Source organism: Rhizobium sp. P2_G9, assembly GCF_056403475.1.
Genome location: NZ_JBFUFK010000001.1, coordinates 284,039 through 302,959, shown reverse-complemented (window position 1 = coordinate 302,959; position 18,921 = coordinate 284,039). Strand labels below are relative to the sequence as shown.

General features: G+C 59.4%; 16 protein-coding genes and 1 tRNA gene. 5 read left to right on the top strand and 12 right to left on the bottom strand.

What is annotated here, in order from left to right; all coding sequences use genetic code 11:
- Positions 1 to 331: 331 nt before the first annotated feature.
- The 4 genes from AC1DYF_RS01605 to AC1DYF_RS01590 form a co-directional block, all read right to left on the bottom strand.
- Positions 332 to 1,387, bottom strand: coding sequence for a porin (locus tag AC1DYF_RS01605; protein WP_477874543.1), 1,056 nt, complete (start codon positions 1,385 to 1,387; stop codon positions 332 to 334).
- Positions 1,388 to 1,892: 505 nt separating this feature from the next.
- A complete protein-coding gene (locus tag AC1DYF_RS01600) occupies positions 1,893 to 2,948 on the bottom strand; it encodes a porin (RefSeq protein ID WP_477874541.1) in 1,056 nt (351 codons plus the stop codon).
- 651 nt (positions 2,949 to 3,599) lie between these two features.
- A complete protein-coding gene (gene olsC, locus AC1DYF_RS01595) occupies positions 3,600 to 4,436 on the bottom strand; it encodes an ornithine lipid ester-linked acyl 2-hydroxylase OlsC (protein WP_477874539.1) in 837 nt (278 codons plus the stop codon).
- A 509-nt stretch (positions 4,437 to 4,945) separates the two neighbouring features.
- A complete protein-coding gene (locus tag AC1DYF_RS01590; RefSeq protein WP_477874537.1) occupies positions 4,946 to 5,869 on the bottom strand; it encodes a homocysteine S-methyltransferase family protein in 924 nt (307 codons plus the stop codon).
- 108 nt (positions 5,870 to 5,977) lie between these two features.
- Between AC1DYF_RS01590 and AC1DYF_RS01585 the strand changes: the two genes are divergently transcribed.
- Positions 5,978 to 6,295 (top strand): hypothetical protein, encoded by a 318-nt coding sequence (locus AC1DYF_RS01585; protein WP_477874535.1) that lies wholly within the window; start codon positions 5,978 to 5,980, stop codon positions 6,293 to 6,295.
- A 60-nt stretch (positions 6,296 to 6,355) separates the two neighbouring features.
- Here AC1DYF_RS01585 and AC1DYF_RS01580 read toward each other — a convergent pair whose 3' ends face one another.
- Both AC1DYF_RS01580 and AC1DYF_RS01575 read right to left on the bottom strand, forming a co-directional pair.
- The gene (locus AC1DYF_RS01580; protein ID WP_477874533.1) at positions 6,356 to 6,673 is read right to left on the bottom strand and encodes a hypothetical protein; all 318 of its coding nucleotides are present in this window, start codon (positions 6,671 to 6,673) and stop codon (positions 6,356 to 6,358) included.
- Positions 6,674 to 6,784: 111 nt separating this feature from the next.
- Positions 6,785 to 6,875, bottom strand: a tRNA-Ser gene (locus tag AC1DYF_RS01575).
- Between the two features lie 172 nt (positions 6,876 to 7,047).
- Here AC1DYF_RS01575 and AC1DYF_RS01570 point away from each other — a divergent pair.
- The 3 genes from AC1DYF_RS01570 (at position 7,048) to AC1DYF_RS01560 (ending at position 10,208) form a co-directional block, all read left to right on the top strand.
- Positions 7,048 to 8,163 (top strand): calcium:cation antiporter, encoded by a 1,116-nt coding sequence (locus AC1DYF_RS01570; RefSeq protein ID WP_477874531.1) that lies wholly within the window; start codon positions 7,048 to 7,050, stop codon positions 8,161 to 8,163.
- A 54-nt stretch (positions 8,164 to 8,217) separates the two neighbouring features.
- The gene (locus AC1DYF_RS01565; protein WP_477874529.1) at positions 8,218 to 9,684 is read left to right on the top strand and encodes a protein adenylyltransferase SelO; all 1,467 of its coding nucleotides are present in this window, start codon (positions 8,218 to 8,220) and stop codon (positions 9,682 to 9,684) included.
- 113 nt (positions 9,685 to 9,797) lie between these two features.
- Positions 9,798 to 10,208: a hypothetical protein gene (locus AC1DYF_RS01560; protein ID WP_477874527.1), complete on the top strand. Its 411-nt coding sequence runs from the start codon at positions 9,798 to 9,800 to the stop codon at positions 10,206 to 10,208.
- A gap of 74 nt (positions 10,209 to 10,282) precedes the next feature.
- Here the strand turns inward: AC1DYF_RS01560 and AC1DYF_RS01555 are convergent, their stop codons facing one another.
- From AC1DYF_RS01555 to AC1DYF_RS01530, 6 genes are all read right to left on the bottom strand, one after another.
- Complete coding sequence (locus AC1DYF_RS01555; RefSeq protein WP_477874525.1) at positions 10,283 to 13,606, bottom strand: error-prone DNA polymerase; 3,324 nt, start codon at positions 13,604 to 13,606, stop codon at positions 10,283 to 10,285.
- Entirely contained in the window at positions 13,603 to 15,174 is a 1,572-nt protein-coding gene (locus AC1DYF_RS01550; RefSeq protein WP_477874567.1) for a Y-family DNA polymerase, read from the bottom strand. The genes AC1DYF_RS01555 and AC1DYF_RS01550 overlap by 4 nt, the downstream gene beginning before the upstream one ends.
- Positions 15,056 to 15,991 (bottom strand): ImuA family protein, encoded by a 936-nt coding sequence (locus AC1DYF_RS01545; RefSeq protein ID WP_477874523.1) that lies wholly within the window; start codon positions 15,989 to 15,991, stop codon positions 15,056 to 15,058. The genes AC1DYF_RS01550 and AC1DYF_RS01545 overlap by 119 nt, the downstream gene beginning before the upstream one ends.
- A gap of 83 nt (positions 15,992 to 16,074) precedes the next feature.
- Positions 16,075 to 16,560: a GNAT family N-acetyltransferase gene (locus AC1DYF_RS01540; RefSeq protein WP_477874521.1), complete on the bottom strand. Its 486-nt coding sequence runs from the start codon at positions 16,558 to 16,560 to the stop codon at positions 16,075 to 16,077.
- Positions 16,557 to 16,844, bottom strand: a complete 288-nt coding sequence (locus tag AC1DYF_RS01535; RefSeq protein ID WP_477874519.1) for a type II toxin-antitoxin system TacA family antitoxin — start codon at positions 16,842 to 16,844, stop codon at positions 16,557 to 16,559. Before AC1DYF_RS01535 ends, AC1DYF_RS01540 begins: the two co-directional genes overlap by 4 nt.
- Before the next feature lie 55 nt (positions 16,845 to 16,899).
- Positions 16,900 to 17,550, bottom strand: a complete 651-nt coding sequence (locus AC1DYF_RS01530; protein WP_477874517.1) for a class II aldolase/adducin family protein — start codon at positions 17,548 to 17,550, stop codon at positions 16,900 to 16,902.
- Between the two features lie 310 nt (positions 17,551 to 17,860).
- On the opposite strand from AC1DYF_RS01530, the gene AC1DYF_RS01525 reads away from it, so the two are divergent.
- Entirely contained in the window at positions 17,861 to 18,862 is a 1,002-nt protein-coding gene (locus AC1DYF_RS01525) for a calcium-binding protein (RefSeq protein ID WP_477874515.1), read from the top strand.
- Positions 18,863 to 18,921: the final 59 nt, after the last annotated feature.

The window sequence follows — 18,921 nt, the reverse complement described above, 5'->3', positions numbered from 1 at the left end:
TCTGTTCGACCGGCTCGCCAATGGAATCGAGTACCAGGCAGCGAAGGACGACACGCCAGGTCATCCAGGACAATCCCACTGAGATCGATTGCCCGACCGACCGCACCTCGGCGGCAAAGATTGGCCTGTCTGTCGAAGGTTCATGCGTCGGCTGGATCATGCATCGGCTCACTATCTCAAGGATGAAACGAGCCCTCGCGTTCTTCTTGATCAATCGAAGGCGAACGCGATTCCCTCGATATCCTGATGACCGGAAAGAGACGAGCTACAATCCTCCCCGACGCAAAAAGGCCCGGCAATGCCGGGCCTTTCTGTCGATAATCCCTGAGGATTAGAACGAGCGCTGGAAGCGGAGCATGCCAGTCTTGACCTTGCTGCCGTCCTTCGGATCGGCATAGGTGCCTTCGAGCAGAACGGAGAAGCCAGAAGCAACCTGCCAGCTGACGTCGCCAACCAAGCGCCACGAACCGTCGTCCCAGAACTGGATGTCCTTGGACAGGGTGATGGTGTCGGTAACCTTCGCCTGCAGACCAACGATGGCGCTGAAGCCTTCGTAGTTGAAGTAGATGTTCTCGTTGCTGTTCGACCACAACGGCATGAAGCGCACACCGAACATGCCGAACTGACCAGCAACCAAGCCCTTCAACGCAACCGACTTGTCGGATTCGTCGTAGCCGAAGCCACCCGCGACCTGCCAATCGCCGAAGGTCGCAGTCGCACCACCGGAAACGTCCGGCATGTACTTATGACCCTTGCGAACCGGGTTCGTGTCGGCTTCCGCCTTCCAGAAGTTGCTGGTGTTGTGCTCTTCCGGCGTGTAGTATTCATCAGCGTCGTTATCGAGCGAGATGAAGGCCTTGGCATTGCCGAAGTCAACCGTGTAGCTGATGTACTGACGCGAGTCCGGGAAGTTCCAGTCCGAGTCGTAGTAGCCGCCGTCATCGGTGAAGCCGCCGTAACCGAAGAACTTCGCCCATTGCGAGTCGAAGTTACCGAATTCCAGGCCGCCGATGCCGAAAATGTAGTACCAGTTCAGACCCTTGGAGTCGTTGTTAACCTGGTCGCCCTGGATACGGATCCAGCTGAAAACAGTACCCCACTCGGAGTCGTTCTTGGCTTCGACGTCCAACTTGATACGGCTATGATTGTCATAAACCGTGGTATCATTGCCAACTTTGCTGATACGCTTTTCGTAACGCAGCTGACCGCCGACCTTCAAGCAAGTTTCGGTGCCGGGGATGTAGAAGAAGCCGGTGCCGTAAGCGTCGCAGACCTTGACATATTCCATGGGTTCCGGCTCAGCAGCGACGACAGCGTCGGCAGCCTGAGCACCGGAAACGACCGCGAAAGCAGCCGCGGAGCCGAGAAGAAGGCTCTTAATGTTCATTTCTGACCTCCAGTCAAAATGTTTCAATCGGGTATGGGTCTTATTTTCGCTGAAGGACAGCATTCCCTGCCCCACCCCATTCACTGAAGAGCCGGGGTTCCCCGCCGCTTCGAGAGTGATCATAGACAGGCCGATTGGTTACGCAACGAACTTTCGCCAAAACGGAAAGCTTGGCGCCGTTCTTCGATCCGGCATGTTACAAAAATGACACAAGATCGGCCGCCCCAAGGCGAAATATTGACGGCACGTTAATAAGAGCTAACTATTCGTAAATAAATCATGAACTTAAACAGCGCGCACGATGGCCGCGGAACGGCATTCAGACCACAACACGACCCCTGAATGGTGCGGGAGGCGCGGAAACATCAATCACAACGCACGCGCTCCGCCAGTCTTATGTCATGTCGAATGACACGGCTGCGTTCCAACTCATGGCGGGAATCGCCAAGCCCGGAAAGATGGAAAGGCCCGATAAGGGCCTTTCCTGCCTAAATCCCCTAGAGGATTAGAACACGCGCTGGAAGCGGAGCATGCCAGTCTTGATCTTGTTGCCGTCCTTCTGATCGGCATAGGTGCCTTCGAGCAGGACGGAGAAGCCGGAAGCAACCTTCCAGTTGACGTCGCCGACCAAGCGCCACGAACCGTCGTCCCAGAACTGGATGTCCTTGGACAAAGTGATCGAGTCGGTCACGTTGGCCTGCAGACCAACGATGGCGCTGAAGCCTTCGTAGTTGAAGTAGATGTTCTCGTTGCTGTTCGACCACAACGGCATGATACGGAGACCGAACATGCCGAAGTTGCCGGCAACCAAGCCCTTCAACGCAACCGACTTGTCCGATTCGTCATAGCCGAAGCCACCCGCAACCTGCCAGTCGCCGAGGGTCGCAGTCGCACCACCGGAGACGTCCGGCAGGTACTTGCGGCCCTTGCTGGGCGCGTTGGTGTCGGCTTCCGGCTTCCAGAAGTTGCTGGTGTTGTGCTCTTCCGGCAAAGTGTATTCATCGGCATCGTTGTCGAGCGAGACGAAGGCTTTGATGCTGCCGAAGTCAGCCGTGTAGCTGATATACTGGCGCGAGCTTGGGAAGTTCCAGTCAGAGGTATAATAGCCGCCGTCATCGGTGAAGCCGCCGTAGCCGAAGAACTTCGCCCATTGCGAGTCGAAGTTACCGAATTCCAGGCCGCCGATGCCGAAGTAATAAAACCAGTTCAGGCCCTTGGTGTCGTTGTTAACCTGGTCGCCCTGGATGCGGAGCCAGCTGTATACCGTACCCCATTCGGAGTCGTTCTTGGCTTCGACGTTCAAGCGGATGCGCGAATGGTTGTCATAGGTGCTTTCGGCATCGCCGACCTTCTTGATACGCTTTTCATAGCGCAGCTGGCCGCCGATCTTCAGGCAGGTTTCAGTGCCCGGGATATAGAAGAAGCCGGTGCCGTAAGCGTCGCAGACCTTGACATATTCCAAGGGTTCCGGCTCGGCAGCGACGACAGCGTCAGCGGCCTGAGCACCGGAAACGACTGCGAATGCAGCCGCGGAGCCGAGAAGAAGGCTCTTGATATTCATTTCTGACCTCCAGTCAAAAGTTTCATTGGAAGACCGGACTTTGTCGCGAAGCGACTGCCCCTGCCCGGCCCCCTGCTTTTTAGAAATCGGATTGCTTCCGATCTCGACCGGCAATTTATCGACGGGTCCGGACGAAACCAACGAGATTCCGTTGAAAATCGGAATTGTGACAGATCGGCCATAATTCGCGTTGTAAATTTAACACATATTCTATAGATATAATAAACAATAAAAATCGCACGGCCGGCAATCACGCAGGCGCGTACGATCCATGGTCAATGCGACTGAAATTGCCGCCCCAGGAAGACACCCCTGCTTCCCTGAGCCAAAGTCCACAGCCATTCGGCCTCAGACGGGCGCCGCCCCTAGGGAGAGGGGCCTACAGAACTTTTATGAAACTGATATGACAATCGGCGGGCTTTAATACCGTGTCCCGCATTTTAGCCGTCATTTCGGATGATGGTCGTCGACCGCGCGAAAAATTGCGCAAACCTGAGAAGAATTCCATTCAGTACTGAAAATGTCGCGGCGCGTCTCGGTTCGGGTCAAGCTTCGGCCCGAACCGTGCTGGTCGAGATTCGATTCGAAGGGAACGCGACGATCGAATGGTCGGCCACCGGACGCTCGATGGCCAAGCGGAGGATGGCGTGTCTACTGCTGAGGCCTGTTGCGCAGGGCTTCTGCCTCTGCATAAAACTTCTTTTCCCATTCCTTGTGATTGTCGAGGCCTTCGCGGATGAAGGGCGTAAAGATCGCAAGGTTCATCAGCGCCCAGTTGACGAGGCGTGCGGGAAACCTGAGCGGCTTGACGAAGTCGACAAACAGCACCACGCGGGTCTTGTCCGTATGGTTCCATGCCTCGTGCTCATAGGCATCGTCGAAGATCAGGACCTTGCCCTCGTGCCAATGGCAGATCTGGTCCTTGACGCGAATAGCGATCCGGTCGGTCGATTCGGGCACGATCATGCCGAGATGCAGCCTAAGCACCCCATTATAAGGTCCGCGATGGGCGGGAAGGTGCTTGCCGGGCTCGAAGATGGAAAACATCGCCGTCTTGAGACCGGGAATCTTCTGCACCGCTGCCCAGGTGTCGGGGCAGGCGCGGATATTCTGTTCCGATTTGATTCCGAAGCCGAGCAGAAAGAATGTCTTCCAACCGCTGTCCTTGGAAATCGTCTTCACGTCTGTGGAAATATCCTGGAAGGACGGCAGGTCCCTCTGGCGAATCAGGACCCGGTCGAGTTCGGCGCGAATCTGCGGCCAGGCTTTTTCGACCTCCACGGCCCAGGGAAAGGTCGCATTGTCGTAGACCGGCGGATTGCCGAGCACGGCATATTTGAAATTCAATCGCTCGGCCCAGGACACGATGCCCATGAAAAAGCGCGTGACCGCACTCGGGCGGTCCATCGGCTGGATGCCGCTGGTGCCGAAAGCCTGGCCCTCGGCGGATTTTGCGGGGGAAGTCTGGTTGGCGCTAGCCTCTACCATCGGGGCTCTCCAATATGCATGCTAGATACCGACATCGAAAATAGCCGCCACCGGACGGTGGCGGGCGAGACCCTATTTAAGCCAAAGCTGCCGAAGGTCAATCTCTGCCCAGTGCGTGATATGCCGCCGACGCGCCAGGATCTGGTGCGGCCGAGTTGATCGGTCTTCATCTCCGGAGCACCCGGCGTCCCCTGCCCCATGCTGCGCGATGCGGAACAGAGAGCATGAGACAAATAGCCAGCTTTTGCACACCGGGCACATTGCCCCGTCATTGATTGCTTCAGAAAACTCGCCCATTTTGACTTCCGGTGGAATACATAGATTCTCACTGCCGGCACGAGATTCAACCGTGATCGCCGTTCTTGGTTAGCCGATCATATAGGTGCAAAGCAGTCACCCTCTGAAGTCGGCGAGATGCGGCGACGGGCCCTGGAATATCAGCATCAACCACAACACCTGTTTCGTCGTTGCGGCCCGCGAGCGCCCTTGAAGCCCGGCCGACCCGGCGCTCAGACGCCCGCCGCGATCAGAGCCTTGATATGCCGCATGTCTGAGCCGCAGCATCCGCCGACGACGCGCAATCCGGGGAGCCGCTTTGCCACTTTAGCGTAAAGCGCGCCGAACTCCTGCGGGTCACCGTCATCGAGCTCGGTGGCTTCGTCAAGTTCGGCATGGCTGCGGCGCGAGGCGTTTGGCCGGACCATGCCAATCCGGTTGAGCCAGCGCGATGGCAGATGTTCGCCGAAGTGCTCGGGATGAGCGCAGTTGATCCCGTAATAGCGAACGTAGCCGCCAGTCGCGGCCTCGACCTCGCTGAGCGCGGAATCGAGGTCCTGCCCGGTCGGCAAACGCCCGTCGGTCTCGACCGTGAATGAGAGTGCGAAAGGCAGGCCAAGGTCGCGCGCCCTGTTGACCATGCCGATGGCCTCGCCTGGATGGGTGATGGTGAAGGCCGACGCGACGTCCACACCTTCCTCGGCAAAGGTCTCCAACTGGGCGCTGTGCAGGCGGGCCGCTTCGGTCGGTGTCAGAAGCTGCTCGGGTGCATAGCCATCGCCTGCCGGCCCGAGCACCCCCTCGATCAGGATATGGTCACGCCAGGGATGGGCGCTCCGCAGATTGCGGGCGAAGGCGATGGCGCGCCGGTTGACGTCCCGAATCCCTGCGTCATCGAGCCCGAGCTTCGACCCCCAGCCGCCATTGGCGCGCCAGGTCGGCGTGCCCAACACAAAGCCCCGACCCGCGACCTGGGCCAAGTCGAGATATGAAACCGCGTAGCGCCGTAGCATCTCGCGCCCATCTGGGCTGTCGAGCAGGACGAAGGAGGCGAACAGCGGCATTTCGGCGCCTTCGTGGAAGATCAGGTCTGTCTCCATGCCTCCGTCGCTGATGAATGGGTCTGGCGACGAAAGCAGGCGGTCAAGTATACCCATAATAGCCTCCCCCAAAGAAACCACTGTAGCAAATTCCGGCGGCGTGGTCGAACTTGGTAGCTGGGCGGGGCCGACGTACCCCACGCCGCCGCCGACCGGGCGTCGGACTTGGGCGAAGTGCCGCGCAACCCACCTGGAACAGCACCCGAGGCGGCGCGTTTTCTTCACACCGAATTAATGCGGAAAGGTTTCGACATGAAAGCGCTATCCGGCATACTGGCCCTGGCCATCATTGCTACCGCACTTGCTCCAGCCATCGCCGCTGATTCCAGAACCTCAGAATGCGTTACCGGCCGCTTCCACGAGCCATTATGCTCGGCAAAGCGCTTGTGCGGGACCAGAACGGTCGTCATCGGCGAGCGGGAGCCCGATGTTATCTTCCTGCCACATGCTCCGTACGTCGTAGTGAATTGGCCGCGTGAATGATGCGAGTGCCGCTGTCCTGAACTTGCAATAGGGGCAGCGGCATTTCTACGCCTGGCGGAATCACCCCTTGTTCCCAGCGGCCTTTCGCGCCTTCGCCTCTTCGCGCTCTCTCTTTTTCTCTCTGTTCGCCGCAACGAACTTGGCACCGAGTCCAGACGATTGCGATTGCACCCCAATTCCCATCGCCTTGTCGAGATCGTCTCTGTACCAGAACTTCCGACGCGTCGTATCGACCACCCGCGGTTCAGGATAGCCGTTGCCGACTCGATCGAGGAAATCCTCGACGTGCTTCTCGCCAACATAGCCGGCCGCCATCTCTGCCATCATGCGCGGCAGCCTACTGCCTGCGGGAATCACCGACGGACGACGCGTTGCCATTCTTGACCTGCCGGATATTGAGGTGAACACTCACGCAAAATTGGGACTGGAAATGGGACCGAAAATATTTCGGCAGAATTATCGTTTAAAATCAGAATGTTGAAAAAGTTCTGGCGGAGAAGATGGGATTCGAACCCACGATACCCTTATGGGGTATACTCCCTTAGCAGGGGAGCGCCTTCGACCACTCGGCCACCTCTCCGGTGTGGACGGGGATAGACAAGCTCTCTGCAGAGATCAAGTGTTTTTCGCCACATCGTTTAGAATTCGACATCATCCCGTCAAAGACGACGCCGCAAATCGACGGCTCGGGAATGGTTGAGCGGCGGCGCGCTTCATTCTATCACTCGAAGCGAAGCCAACCAGGATCGATCATGCAGCCCTATTTCAAGGACGAACGTCTTCTTGTTTTGCCGATGGCGATCGCCATCCTGTCACTGTTTTTCGAACATTCGATTCTGGGAATGGGCAAGGCGGCGAGCCTGGCTGCGGCGCTTGTGCTGATTGTTGCGATCATCCTCGCCTCGGTGCGGGTCGCTCGCCACGCCGAGCATCTCGCCCATCGGGTCGGCGATCCCTATGGCACGATGATCCTGACATTGTCGGCGGTTCTGGTCGAAGTAATCATCCTTGCCATCCTGATGACCGGCGAGAAGTCGCCTACCCTGGTCAGGGATACGATCTACGCGGCCGTCATGCTCGACATCAACGGCATATTGGGGCTCGCGGCGCTGCTCGGCGGGCTCCGATTCGGCGAACAGCCCTACAACAATGATTCGGGCAAGACCTATAGCGTCATGATCCTGACGGCGATGGGTGTGTCCATGATGGTGCCGGAATTCGTGCCCGACGCCAAATGGCACTATTATTCCGCCTTCACCATATGCGCCATGCTGCTGCTCTACGGCCTGTTTCTGAGGATGCAGGTGGGGCCGCACAGCTATTTCTTCAGTTATGCCTATGAGGATGAAAAGGAGACGGTGCCGGTCGTGGACGTGCCACCGCCCGAACAGCAGCGGAAAAAGAAGCAAGACGTGCCGATGGGATTTTCGGCCGGCGTGATCGTCGTGGGCGTCGTGCTGATCGGCCTGCTCGCCGAATCGATGTCGGCATTCCTGGGTGCGGGGCTCGAAGGCTCGGGCGCGCCGCCGGCGCTGATGGCGATCGTGGTTGCCGCGATCTCGGCGGCGCCGGAAATCCTCACCGCAATGCGGGCGGCGCTGCGCAACCGCATGCAGGCCGTGGTCAACATCGCACTCGGCGCATCGCTCTCGACGGTGATCCTCACCGTGTCTGCCATGGAGGCGATTGCGCTGATCAATGGCCAGCCGCTGTCGATGGGAATGACGGCGGTGCAGACCGTCATGACGGCGCTGACGCTGATTGCCGCCGCCATCAACCTCAATGACGGCGAAACCAATGCCATCGAGGGGATGACGCATTTCGTGCTGTTCGCCACTTTCTGCATGCTGACGGTGGTTGGATTGTAGCGGTCCTTGCCTGAGACACGCGAAATTCCTATTTGTGGCGCAGAGGTATCGACCATGCTGGCCTTCGACAATTCCTATTCCACCCTGCCCGACCGTTTCTTTGCCCGGGTCAAACCGACGGCGGTCGCCGCACCGCGGATGATCAAGTTCAACCATGCGCTGGCCACTGAGCTCGGTATCGATCCTGTGCTGGACAGCGATGTCGGCGCGGCGATTTTTGCCGGCAATGCCGTGCCTGATGGTGCGAACCCGATTTCCATGGCCTATGCCGGCCACCAGTTCGGTACGTTCGTGCCGCAGCTCGGCGATGGCCGGGCGATCCTGCTTGGCGAAATCATCGACAGTCACAGTGTTCGCCGCGATATCCAACTGAAGGGCGCCGGCCGCACACCCTATTCGCGCGGCGGCGATGGCCGGGCAGCGATCGGGCCGGTGCTGCGCGAATATCTGGTAAGCGAAGCGATGCATGCGCTCGGCATCCCGACGACAAGGGCGCTCGCTGCGGTGACCACCGGCGACGATGTCTATCGCGAGACCGTGCTGCCAGGCGCAGTGCTGACCAGGGTCGCGGCCAGCCATATCCGGGTCGGCACTTTCCAGTTCTTTGCCGCGCGCGGCGATGTCGAAGGTCTGAGGGCGCTGGCTGATTACACGATCGATCGGCTCTATCCGGATCTGAAGACCGACGCCAACCCGTATCTTGCTCTGCTTCGGCGGGTGGCCGAACGGCAGTCGTCGCTGGTGGCGCGGTGGCTCGGCATCGGCTTCATCCATGGCGTGATGAACACCGACAATTCGTCGATCTCAGGCGAGACGATCGATTTCGGCCCCTGTGCCTTCATGGATGCCTATGATCCCGCCACCGTGTTCTCCTCGATCGATCGCGGCGGGCGGTATGCCTACCAGAACCAGGCCGGCATCGCGCAATGGAATCTCGCGCGCCTCGCCGAGACGCTGCTGCCGCTGATCGATACCGATGGCGACAAGGCGCTGGAAGCCGCCAACCAGGCGGTGGTGGATTTCGCCGGCCTGTTCACCAAGGCCTGGTTCGAGGTGATGCGGAAAAAGCTTGGTCTTTCGGCGGAAGAGGATGCCGACGGCGAGTTGATCCAGTCTCTGCTCGACCTGCTGCAGGCCAATGAGGTGGATTTCACCCGCGCCTTCCGCGCGCTTGCAGAGGCAGCCGAGGATGAGAGTGCTGAGATTTTCCTGGCGCTGTTTGCAGAGCCGACCGGCCCGCTTCAATGGCTTGCAGCGTGGCGGGTGCGTGCAGCGCGTGAGCCGATGAACGGCCCGGAGCGCGCCGCTGGCATGCGGGCGGTCAATCCGATCTATATCCCGCGCAATCACCTGATCGAGGAAGTGATCCGCGCGGGCGTCGAACGCGATGATTTCGCACCGTTCGAGACCCTGCTCGGCGTGCTGACGCGGCCCTATGACAAGCGCGCGGACGTGCCGGAGCGCTACGAATTGCCGGCGGAGCCGCAAGAGCGGGTGCTGAAGACATTCTGCGGCACCTGATCGGCCGATACTGGCAGATCATTGAACCGGCATCCTATTCCGCCGGGCATGGCCTTTGGAACCTCCTGATGGGCGCAACGTTGACTTACGCAAGTCCAACAGGAGTCGTAGCCATGCAGAATGTTGAAACACAGGTGCATCCGGAACAGGCCGGCAAGCTCGGCTTCACGGTGGAATTCGTCGGTGAGACCGGCGATATCGTCTCGGTGTTCATGAAGCAGGACGGCGAAAGCAATCTCAACCGCCTGAACGCCGTCGACAAGGCCCGCAGCCTGATGACCGAGATCGGGGCTATGGATGAGAATGTGCTTGCCTCGGCCGAATGCAGTGACGAGGAATGCGCGACACATCTGCGTAGCGCCCGCGCCGTCGGTGACACCGCGGTGATGGAGGAACAGCTCGACGAGGGCCTTGAAGGCTCCTTCCCGGCCAGCGACCCCGTCTCGATCACGGTCAGCACGGTTTCCGGCCGCCACAAGAGTGCGGATCAGGCGAAGGCCGAAGAAGAAAGGGCCGCCAATTAAATCAGCCGACCGGCCGTGGCTTGAGAAGCCACGGCCGGTTGCAATCTATTCTGCCGGTTCTCAATCTCTATTCCTCAATGGAAATTCCGCCCTTCGGGCATGACGTTGCTGGCCATTTCGGCCTGATCGCGGATTTCCTCCTTCTTTTCGATAAGCGTTTTGATGCGCGGCACCTTCTGGCGATGATCGCGTGTGCCGCGCAGCAATTCGTCGGCTGGCGAGAGCGTCGGAATATCAGGATTGTCAAGGAGCAGCTTCGAGAGATAGCCGCTCAGATCCTCGATATGCTCGGCGACAACATGGATGACGCCGTCCGCCCTCTGCAATTTGCCGCGGACACTCACCAGCCGCGAGCCCATCACCACCGGCCGATAGATGCCGAACACTTTTTGCCAGACAATGGCATTGGCGATGCCGGTTTCATCCTCCAGCGTCATGAAGATCACGCCCTTGGCCGAACCGGGCCGCTGCCGCACCAACACCAGGCCGGCGACCGTGACCCGCTGCCCGTTGCGCGTGCTTTCCAATGTCGCGGTCGGCACAATGCCCATCCGGTCGAAATCCTGCCGGAGAAAAGAGACCGGATGCGCCTTGAGCGAATGCGACATGGTCTTGTAATCATGCACGACATGCTCGCCCACCGGCATGACCGGCAGGCTGACATCGGCCTCATGCTCCAAGAGATCGTCGCCGGATTTCTCGAACAGCGGCAGGCGCTCGGCCGCACTTTTCTCGTCGAGCGCGCGCACGGCCCAAAGCGCGGCGCGGCGGTCGAGCCCGATCGAACGGAAGGCATCGGCATCCGCCAGCCGCTCGATCGCTGCTCGTTTCAGACCGGAGCGTAGCCAGAGATCGCGCACCGATCGATAGCCTTCGTCGCGGTTTTCGACGAGAAGTTTGGCGTCATCCTCGGAAAAACCCTTGATGCGGTGGAAACCCAGCCGCACGGCTTTGCGGGTACGGATCACGCCTTGCATTTCGCGATGGCGGGTATGGATGCGGGTGGAATCGAAAGCACCCTCTTCGAGGTCGGAATACCAAGTGGAATGATTGATGTCCGGTTCGCGGACGATGACGCCATGTTCACGGGCATCTCTGATGAGCTGGGCGGGGGCATAAAAACCCATGGGTTGGGCGTTGAGGATCGCAGCGCAGAAGACATCGGGATAGCGGGCCTTCAGCCAACAGGAAACATAGACGAGAAGGGCGAAGGAAGCCGCGTGGCTTTCCGGAAAACCATATTCACCAAAGCCTTCGATCTGCTTGAAGCAGCGTTCCGCAAATTCTTTGTCATAATCACGCGCGACAAGACCATCGATCATCCTTTGCTTAAACATATGAACCGTGCCGGTCCGTTGGAACGTCGCCATGGCACGACGAAGCTTGTCAGCCTCTGCCGGAGAAAACCCGGACAGGATGGCGATCTGCATCGCCTGTTCCTGAAAAAGCGGAACGCCAAGCGTCTTTTCGAGAATCACCTTGAGTTCTTCACGGTGATAATCAATCGGCTCTTTGCCTTGTCTCCGGCGTAGGTATGGATGGACCATATCGCCCTGGATCGGACCGGGACGAACGATGGCGACCTCGATCACCAAGTCATAAAACTTTCTTGGCCGTAGGCGCGGCAGCATCGACATCTGCGCCCGGCTTTCGATCTGGAAAACGCCGAGTGTGTCGGCGCGGCAGATCATGTCGTAGATTTCTTCCCTTTCTCGCGGAATTCTGTCCATGCCAAATGGACCAGTGTTGTAGTGTCGCTCGAACAGCTTGAATGCCTTGGCGATACAGGTGAGCATGCCAAGCGCCAGGACGTCGATCTTGAAGATGTCCATCGCATCGAGGTCATCCTTGTTCCATTCGACCTGATATCGGTCTTCCATCGCAGTGGGCATGATCGGCATGACCTCGTCGAGCCGATCGCGGGTAATGATAAAGCCGCCGACATGTTGCGAAAGATGGCGCGGGAAGCCCATCAACATGGCGGAATGATCCAGCACCTGCCGCATCACCGGATTGCTGATATCCAAACCGACGGCTTTGACATCGCGCTCATCAAGCGCCTCGGACGACCAGCCCCAGACCGTGCCTGAGAGTGCCGATTGCTGGTCATCGGAGAGACCAAAAGCCTTTGCCGTTTCACGGCCGGCCGAACGCGCCCTATAGTTGATGACGGTGGCGGCGATGCCGGCATGCTCAACGCCATATTCGCGGTAGATATATTGGATGACCTCTTCGCGTCGTTCATGTTCGAAGTCGACGTCAATGTCGGGCGGCTCGGCCCGGCTCGTCGAAATGAAGCGCTCGAACAGAAGATTGGTCATCATCGGATCGACTTCGGTGATGCCAAGACAATAACAGACGGTGGAATTGGCCGCCGAGCCCCGGCCCTGGCAGAGGATATCGACCGAGCGGGCAAAGTTCATGATTTTCCAAACGGTCAGGAAATAAGGCTCGTAGTGGCATTCGCCGATCAATTCGAGTTCATATTCAATTTGCTTGTGGACTTTCTCCGGCACGCCCTTGGCGTAACGTCTCTCCGCCCCTTCATAAGCAAGCCTCCGCAAGCTCTGCGCCGGGGTCTCGCCAGTAACCGTCTCGTCCGGATATTGATATTTCAGCTCGTCCAGCGAAAAGCTCAGCCGATCGAAAAATCTGCATGCATTTTGAATCGCTTCCGGATAGCGCCTGAAGAGCCGCTTTATCTCGTCCGAATTTTTTAGATATCGTTCGGCATGCGCCGCCAGTCGATAACCTGCCTGTTGCACTGTCACATGCTCCCGGATTGCCACGACCACGTCGGCCATGGATTTGCGTTCCGGCTCATGCATCAGCACGTCATTGGTGGCGATGAGCGACACACCTGCTTCGGCAGCGGTGGCGGCGAAGAAATCGAAATCGGGGCGATCATGGCCGGCGTAGCGGGGCACCAGCGCCAAGTGCACCTGGTCGCCGAAGCTTTCCTTAAGACGATGGAGCAGATCCGGCAGCTTTTCGGCATGTTTTTGCGGTTCAGCCATGACAACGAGCAGAAGGTCTTTGCCCCATTCGATCAAGTCGGCTTCGTAGAGTTCGCAGGTGCCTTTCACGCCGGAGCGGAGATTGCCTTGGCTGAGCAGCCGACAGAGCCGTCCCCATGCTGGCCGGTCGATGGGATAGGCAAGGATATCAGGCGTATCGTCGGTAAAGGAGAGCCGGGCACCGGGATGATACGGAAGCTTCGCTTCCTTTGCTGCCAGATGCATACGCACCGTGCCGGCCACCGTGTTGCGGTCGGCGATGCCGATGCCCTTCAGGCCAAGGCGGGAGGCGGCCACCGCCAGTTCCTCCGGATGCGAGGCGCCTTCCAGGAAGGAGAAATTGCTGCGGATGCCGATTTCGGCAAAGCGGGGCGTGCTCATGCGAACACGCCCTGGATGAACCAGCGCGGCTGGTCCGATCCGCGTTCGTAAAGTCCTTCGCGAAAAAGCCAGTAGCGGCGGCCCGCCTCGTCCTCGACGCGGAAATAATCACGCGTCGGGGCGGCCTGTCCATCGATCCACCATTCGGCAGCGATGCGTTCCGGACCCTCGGCGCGAGCGACGCGGATGGTTATGCGACGCCAGCGAAAGGAGAAAGGCGGGCCATCCGGGACCTCGGCTGCCGTCGTTTCGACGGGTTCGGGATGGGGAAAGAGCCGCAGCGGGCGGACAGGCCTGTCTTCGTAAAAGGCGGGATTGCCATCGGCAAGGGAGAGATCGGCCACCGGCAGCAATTGACCGGCGCGTTCGGGGATATGGCTCTGGAAGAGCACGGGTGTGGTCAGGAGATCCGGGCCGAAGCGGGCCGTCATCTGGTCGATGAAATCGGCAAGCGATTCGTCCTGCCGGTTGCGGCCATGGAAATCCGGCTGCAGTTCGGCGAAGGAGGCCGCCTGCAGCACGTTGAGGCGGATCGTCTCAAAACCGTAGCCGGCGTCGAGATCGTCATGCACGGCTGAGAGGCGCGCGCGAAAAAGGGCGGTGATCCGCGCGGGATCGCGGATCGGCAGAGCCGTGCCGGCGCGAATCGTAAACACCTTGCCGTCGACACGGAAGAGCAGCAATTCGAACAGCTTGCCGCCTTCGCCGCGGGTTTCGAGATGTTTTTTCATCCGCTCGCCCAGCTTTTCGAGCAGGAGCAGGATATTGTCCTCGTCGACGATCGGTTCGGCAAGGCGTCGCTCGGTCGAAAGGGCGGCCACCGGCCGGCGCGGCGAGATCGCCTCCTCCTCGAAACCCAGCGCCTGGTCGAGCCTGAGCATCAACAGCGGACCAAAGCGGCGGGCGAGCGGCGCGCGCGGCTGGTCGATCAAGTCGCCGATCTGCTTCAGGCCGGATTTGACCAGCAGTTCGATGGTCTCTTCGGCCAGCCGCAAGGCGCGCATGGGCAACCGTGCGAGCGCTACTTCTGCGGCGTCGGGCGGGATGATCGATGGCTCGCCATAGCGAGATACGGCCGAGGACAGGCCTGGTGCCGAGGAAATCGCCGCATGCACTTCCAAGCCCATATTGAAAAGCCGGGTTTGAATATCGTCGAACAGTCCTTTCTCGCCGCCGAAGAGATGGGCAGAACCAGTGATGTCGAGGAACAGGCCATCGGCGCCATCGAGCGCCACCAGCGGCGTATAGCGGTCGCACCAGTCGGCGATCGATTCGAGCAGCGTCCGATCGGCGGCCGGGTCCGCCTCGATGACATCGAGATCGGGAATGATGGCACGGGCATCGGTGACCCCCTGCCCCAGCCGCAGCCCGACACGGCGTGCGGCCTCATCGATGGCGACCAGCCGCATGGCGCTCTTGACCGGGGCGGAACAGACCACTGGCGGATGGTCAGGACGCCCGTGACAGCGCCACGACCGTCCCCAGCGTTGCCGCGCGATCCGATCGGTCGGCAGCCATGGAAAATGGAGTGCGAGAATTCGCTGGCTGGTCGCCGGCTGGAACAGCAAGACGGCTGGGCTCGACGGTGCGAAAGAGACAGTCATGGGCGTTCCACTCCAACAGAAACTCAGGCGGGGACGGGGTGCGGCTCTTTTCGACTGTGACATGAAAGACGGGATTGCCGATGCCTTGTGGCCAGGCCCTGCCATTCGGCAGGATATGCGGCTCAGCCGGTGCCGGACGGACATGGAAGCGGTTGACTGCATTGGAGGCCTCTTCCTCGCCGCGCTCGCGCAGGAGGAAAAGCGGCCTTCGATGGGCCTTGGCGCGCAGATGCAGCCTGCGGCTCTCGGTCAGGCCGAATTTATTCGGATTGCCGTAGACTTCGAGGATGACGGCCGCGAAGGAGCGTACCGAAAGTGCGGCCTCAGCGATCATCAGCGCATCCTGCAGGTGTTTCGGCGCGGCGTGCAGGACTGACGCCGGCGGCATGCCATGAGCGGCCAGCCCTGGGCCATATAGCCGACCGCTTTCGAGGGCGCCCATGGGATCAGCGATCCAGAGGATGCGCTGCGGCATGTTTGCTCTCATCTCCGGCCCCAGCGCCAGCCGGGCGAGCGCCAGGGCAAAGCCGCTTGCCGCACCATTGTCGGCCGTCGCCTCGCTACGAATCTCGTTGAGCGCCGCCTTCGCCACGCCGCCGCCAAGCACTGCGTCAAAATCGTCGGCCCCGGAGACGAGCACATGGCTCTCCGTCTCCACCGGCTGATCCCATGGGCTCTCGCGGGCGGCACGGGCCAGCGCCACCGTATTTTTGCTTTCGAGCCGGCTGATTTCCGAGCGCAAGGCAAACAGCCTCTCACGCGCCAAAGCAGGCTCTGCCATGACGTTGATCCTAGATTTTTGTTCTCTTTATGTTCTAGTAAACTGCAAACAAAGGAAAGAGTCAACAGGGTGCGTCGCCGAGATTATCGGCCGATGACCCAGATGAGTTGGGCCTTCAAGGATTCCAATGAGATGAAGCCGAAATGCCGATAAAAAGCTTCGGCACGCTCATCCTTCGCATCAACCGCAAGCGCATAGACGGCCAGTTCGGAACGGGCTGAACGGGCGATGGCATCCCAGAGCAGCGCTGCACCAAGCTGACGGCCTTGGAAGCGCTGATCGATGGCGAGCCGGCCAAGCCGGGCCACCGGTACGACCGGATAACGCGGCAATTTCTTGACGAGCGTTTCCGGCAGACTGGTCAGGGGAATGCTGGCAGCGGAGAGTGTGTAAAATCCTGCGATTTGCCCATTCTCTACCGATGTCGCGACGTAGCAGGCAGCAATCCGGCGCTTGATGTCCTGCGTGACGAGGTCGCGGAAATAGCGATCCAAGGTTTCGGTGCCGCAGGCAAATCCTGTCCGTGATTGCTTGGGATCGAGCGGCGCAATCGAAAAGCTGCCACTCATTCGGAGGAGACGATCAGTTTTTCATGTGCCCCCCGGGCACGCTCCAGTTCCGGCGTCGGCTTCGGCGGATTGGCAAGCAGCTCGGCGAAACGCATCTGGTCCTCGACCGACAGCTTTAGGACCTGATTGTCCTCGATTGCCTGCCGGGCCGCCTGTTCCGCAGCCGCGACGACGAAATCGCTGACCGAGCGGCCCTGGATTTCGGCCGCCCGCTTCACCAGAGTCAAGGTGTCAGGGTGTATACGGGCTTCAAGCCTGTCGGTGCGTGCGGCTTGTCTCGGCATGAAAATCTCCTTCGTACAGAATGTACGGAAAATTTCCGGACAAAACAAGCGAAGCTTAGGCCTCCTGCAGCCCATACGTCGAAAAACTCTCCATCGTCTCGGCGATCTCGGCCGAGGAGAGGATCACCGGGCCGCCGATCAGCAGCGCGTGGTAATATTGCTTGGCGATGGTCTCCAGTTCGACAGCGCGCCACATGGCCTTTTTCAGGCTCGAGCCCACGGCCAGCATGCCGTGATTGGCCATCAGGCAGCCATTGCGGCCCTTGAGCGCCTTGAGCACCTGCTCGGAGAGCGCCTTGGTGCCGTAGCGCGCATAGCCGGCGACGCGCACATCCTCGCCGCCAAAGGCCGCAACCATGTAGTGGCAGGCGGGGATCGGCTTGCGGGCGATGGCAAGGATGGTTGAGAATGTCGCATGCGTGTGGACGACACTGCCGACATCGGGCCGCATCTTCATGATATCGAGATGGAAGCGCCATTCGGAGGACGGCTTCTTCGGCCCATCCCAGGCGCCATATTCGCCCTCGATCGGCATCGAGGCGATCATGTCCGGCGTCATTTCCTCATAGGGGATCGAGGTCGGCGTGATCAGCATACGCTCGCCGAAGCGGACGCTGATATTGCCGGCATTGCCCTGGTTGAGGCCCGACGCGTTCATGAACAGGCATTGAGAAATGATCGAACGACGAATCTCCAACTCATCCATCTAAGCCCCCTCTTCACGGTATGGACGACGCTCAATAGCCTTCCTCATGGACGCTTCCAACTGTCTTTTGCACATCGGCAAAAAACAGGAGGGGAACCTTGGCGCATCTGAACAGTTGGCGTTCGTCCGCAGTGCCGGACGGTGGACCGGCACGCGATCAAGATGAACGGCAGATTAATGAACGTTTCAGCCTCCGTTAAGCGGCCCGCGCCCATAGCCAAGCCGGACAGTTAGTCTGCCCTGATTTGACCACCATAAGACGCTAGCCCGACGTAAGGGCGGATTGCACCAGCGAGGAAAGGACACAATTATGGTCAATACCTACAAAGGAACCGATGGTGACGACAACGTCAAGCAAGCAAATGACAGCAACCACAACTGGTTCAACATCTATACCTATGGCGGCGACGACACGATCAAGCTGACGCTGGGCGCCACTTATGTCGAGGCTGGCGACGATAACGACATCGTCAAGAGCAGCATCGAAAACAACAATGACATCAAGCTGGGCAACGGCGACGACAGCTATACCGGCAATGGCTTCTCGAACAGCATCCACCACTATGACCGCGTCTGGGGCGGCAATGGCAACGACACGTTCACGGTCGACACAAACGTCAGCGACTATTACGGCGGCGACGGCAACGACACCTATAACTCCGCCGGTTACTCGAATTATTTCGATGGCGGCTCCGGTCGGGACACTGCCAGCTACCAGCGCCAGGACACGGATAACTTCCTGAGCGGCCGCGGCGTCAAGGTCAACCTCCTCGATCACTATGCCATTACCGGCGGCGGCCGCGAAGAGGCGCTCTACAATGTCGAGGATCTCATCGGTACATCCGCCGACGACACGCTCGGCGGCACCAATGGAAAAAACAATATTCAGGGCATGGACGGCTTCGACATACTGCACGGACGGGAAGGCGACGACAAGCTCTATGGTGGCCATGGCGGCGACAACCTGTTCGGTGACGACGGCAACGATAAACTCTACGGCCAGAGGGGCACGGATCTCCTGGATGGCGGCGATGGTTCCGACACGTTCGTGTTCCAGTCGGTCAAGGATTCCGTGGTCGGCGACAATCGCGACGTGATCGACGATTTCTCGCATAGCCAGGGCGACAAGATCGACGTCTCGGCCATCGGCCACTTCACCTTCATCGGCAACGACCACTTCTCCGGCACTCCCGACGAATTGCGTTTTGCCGGTCATATCGTCCAGGGCGATGTCGACGGCGACGGCAAGGCGGATTTCGAGATCAAGGTCGCCAATGTCGACAGCCTGCAAAGCAGCGATTTCATTCTCTGATCTCCGAGAGAGTAACAATGCAAAACACCCGCCGGATCGCTCCGGCGGGTGTTTTGCAT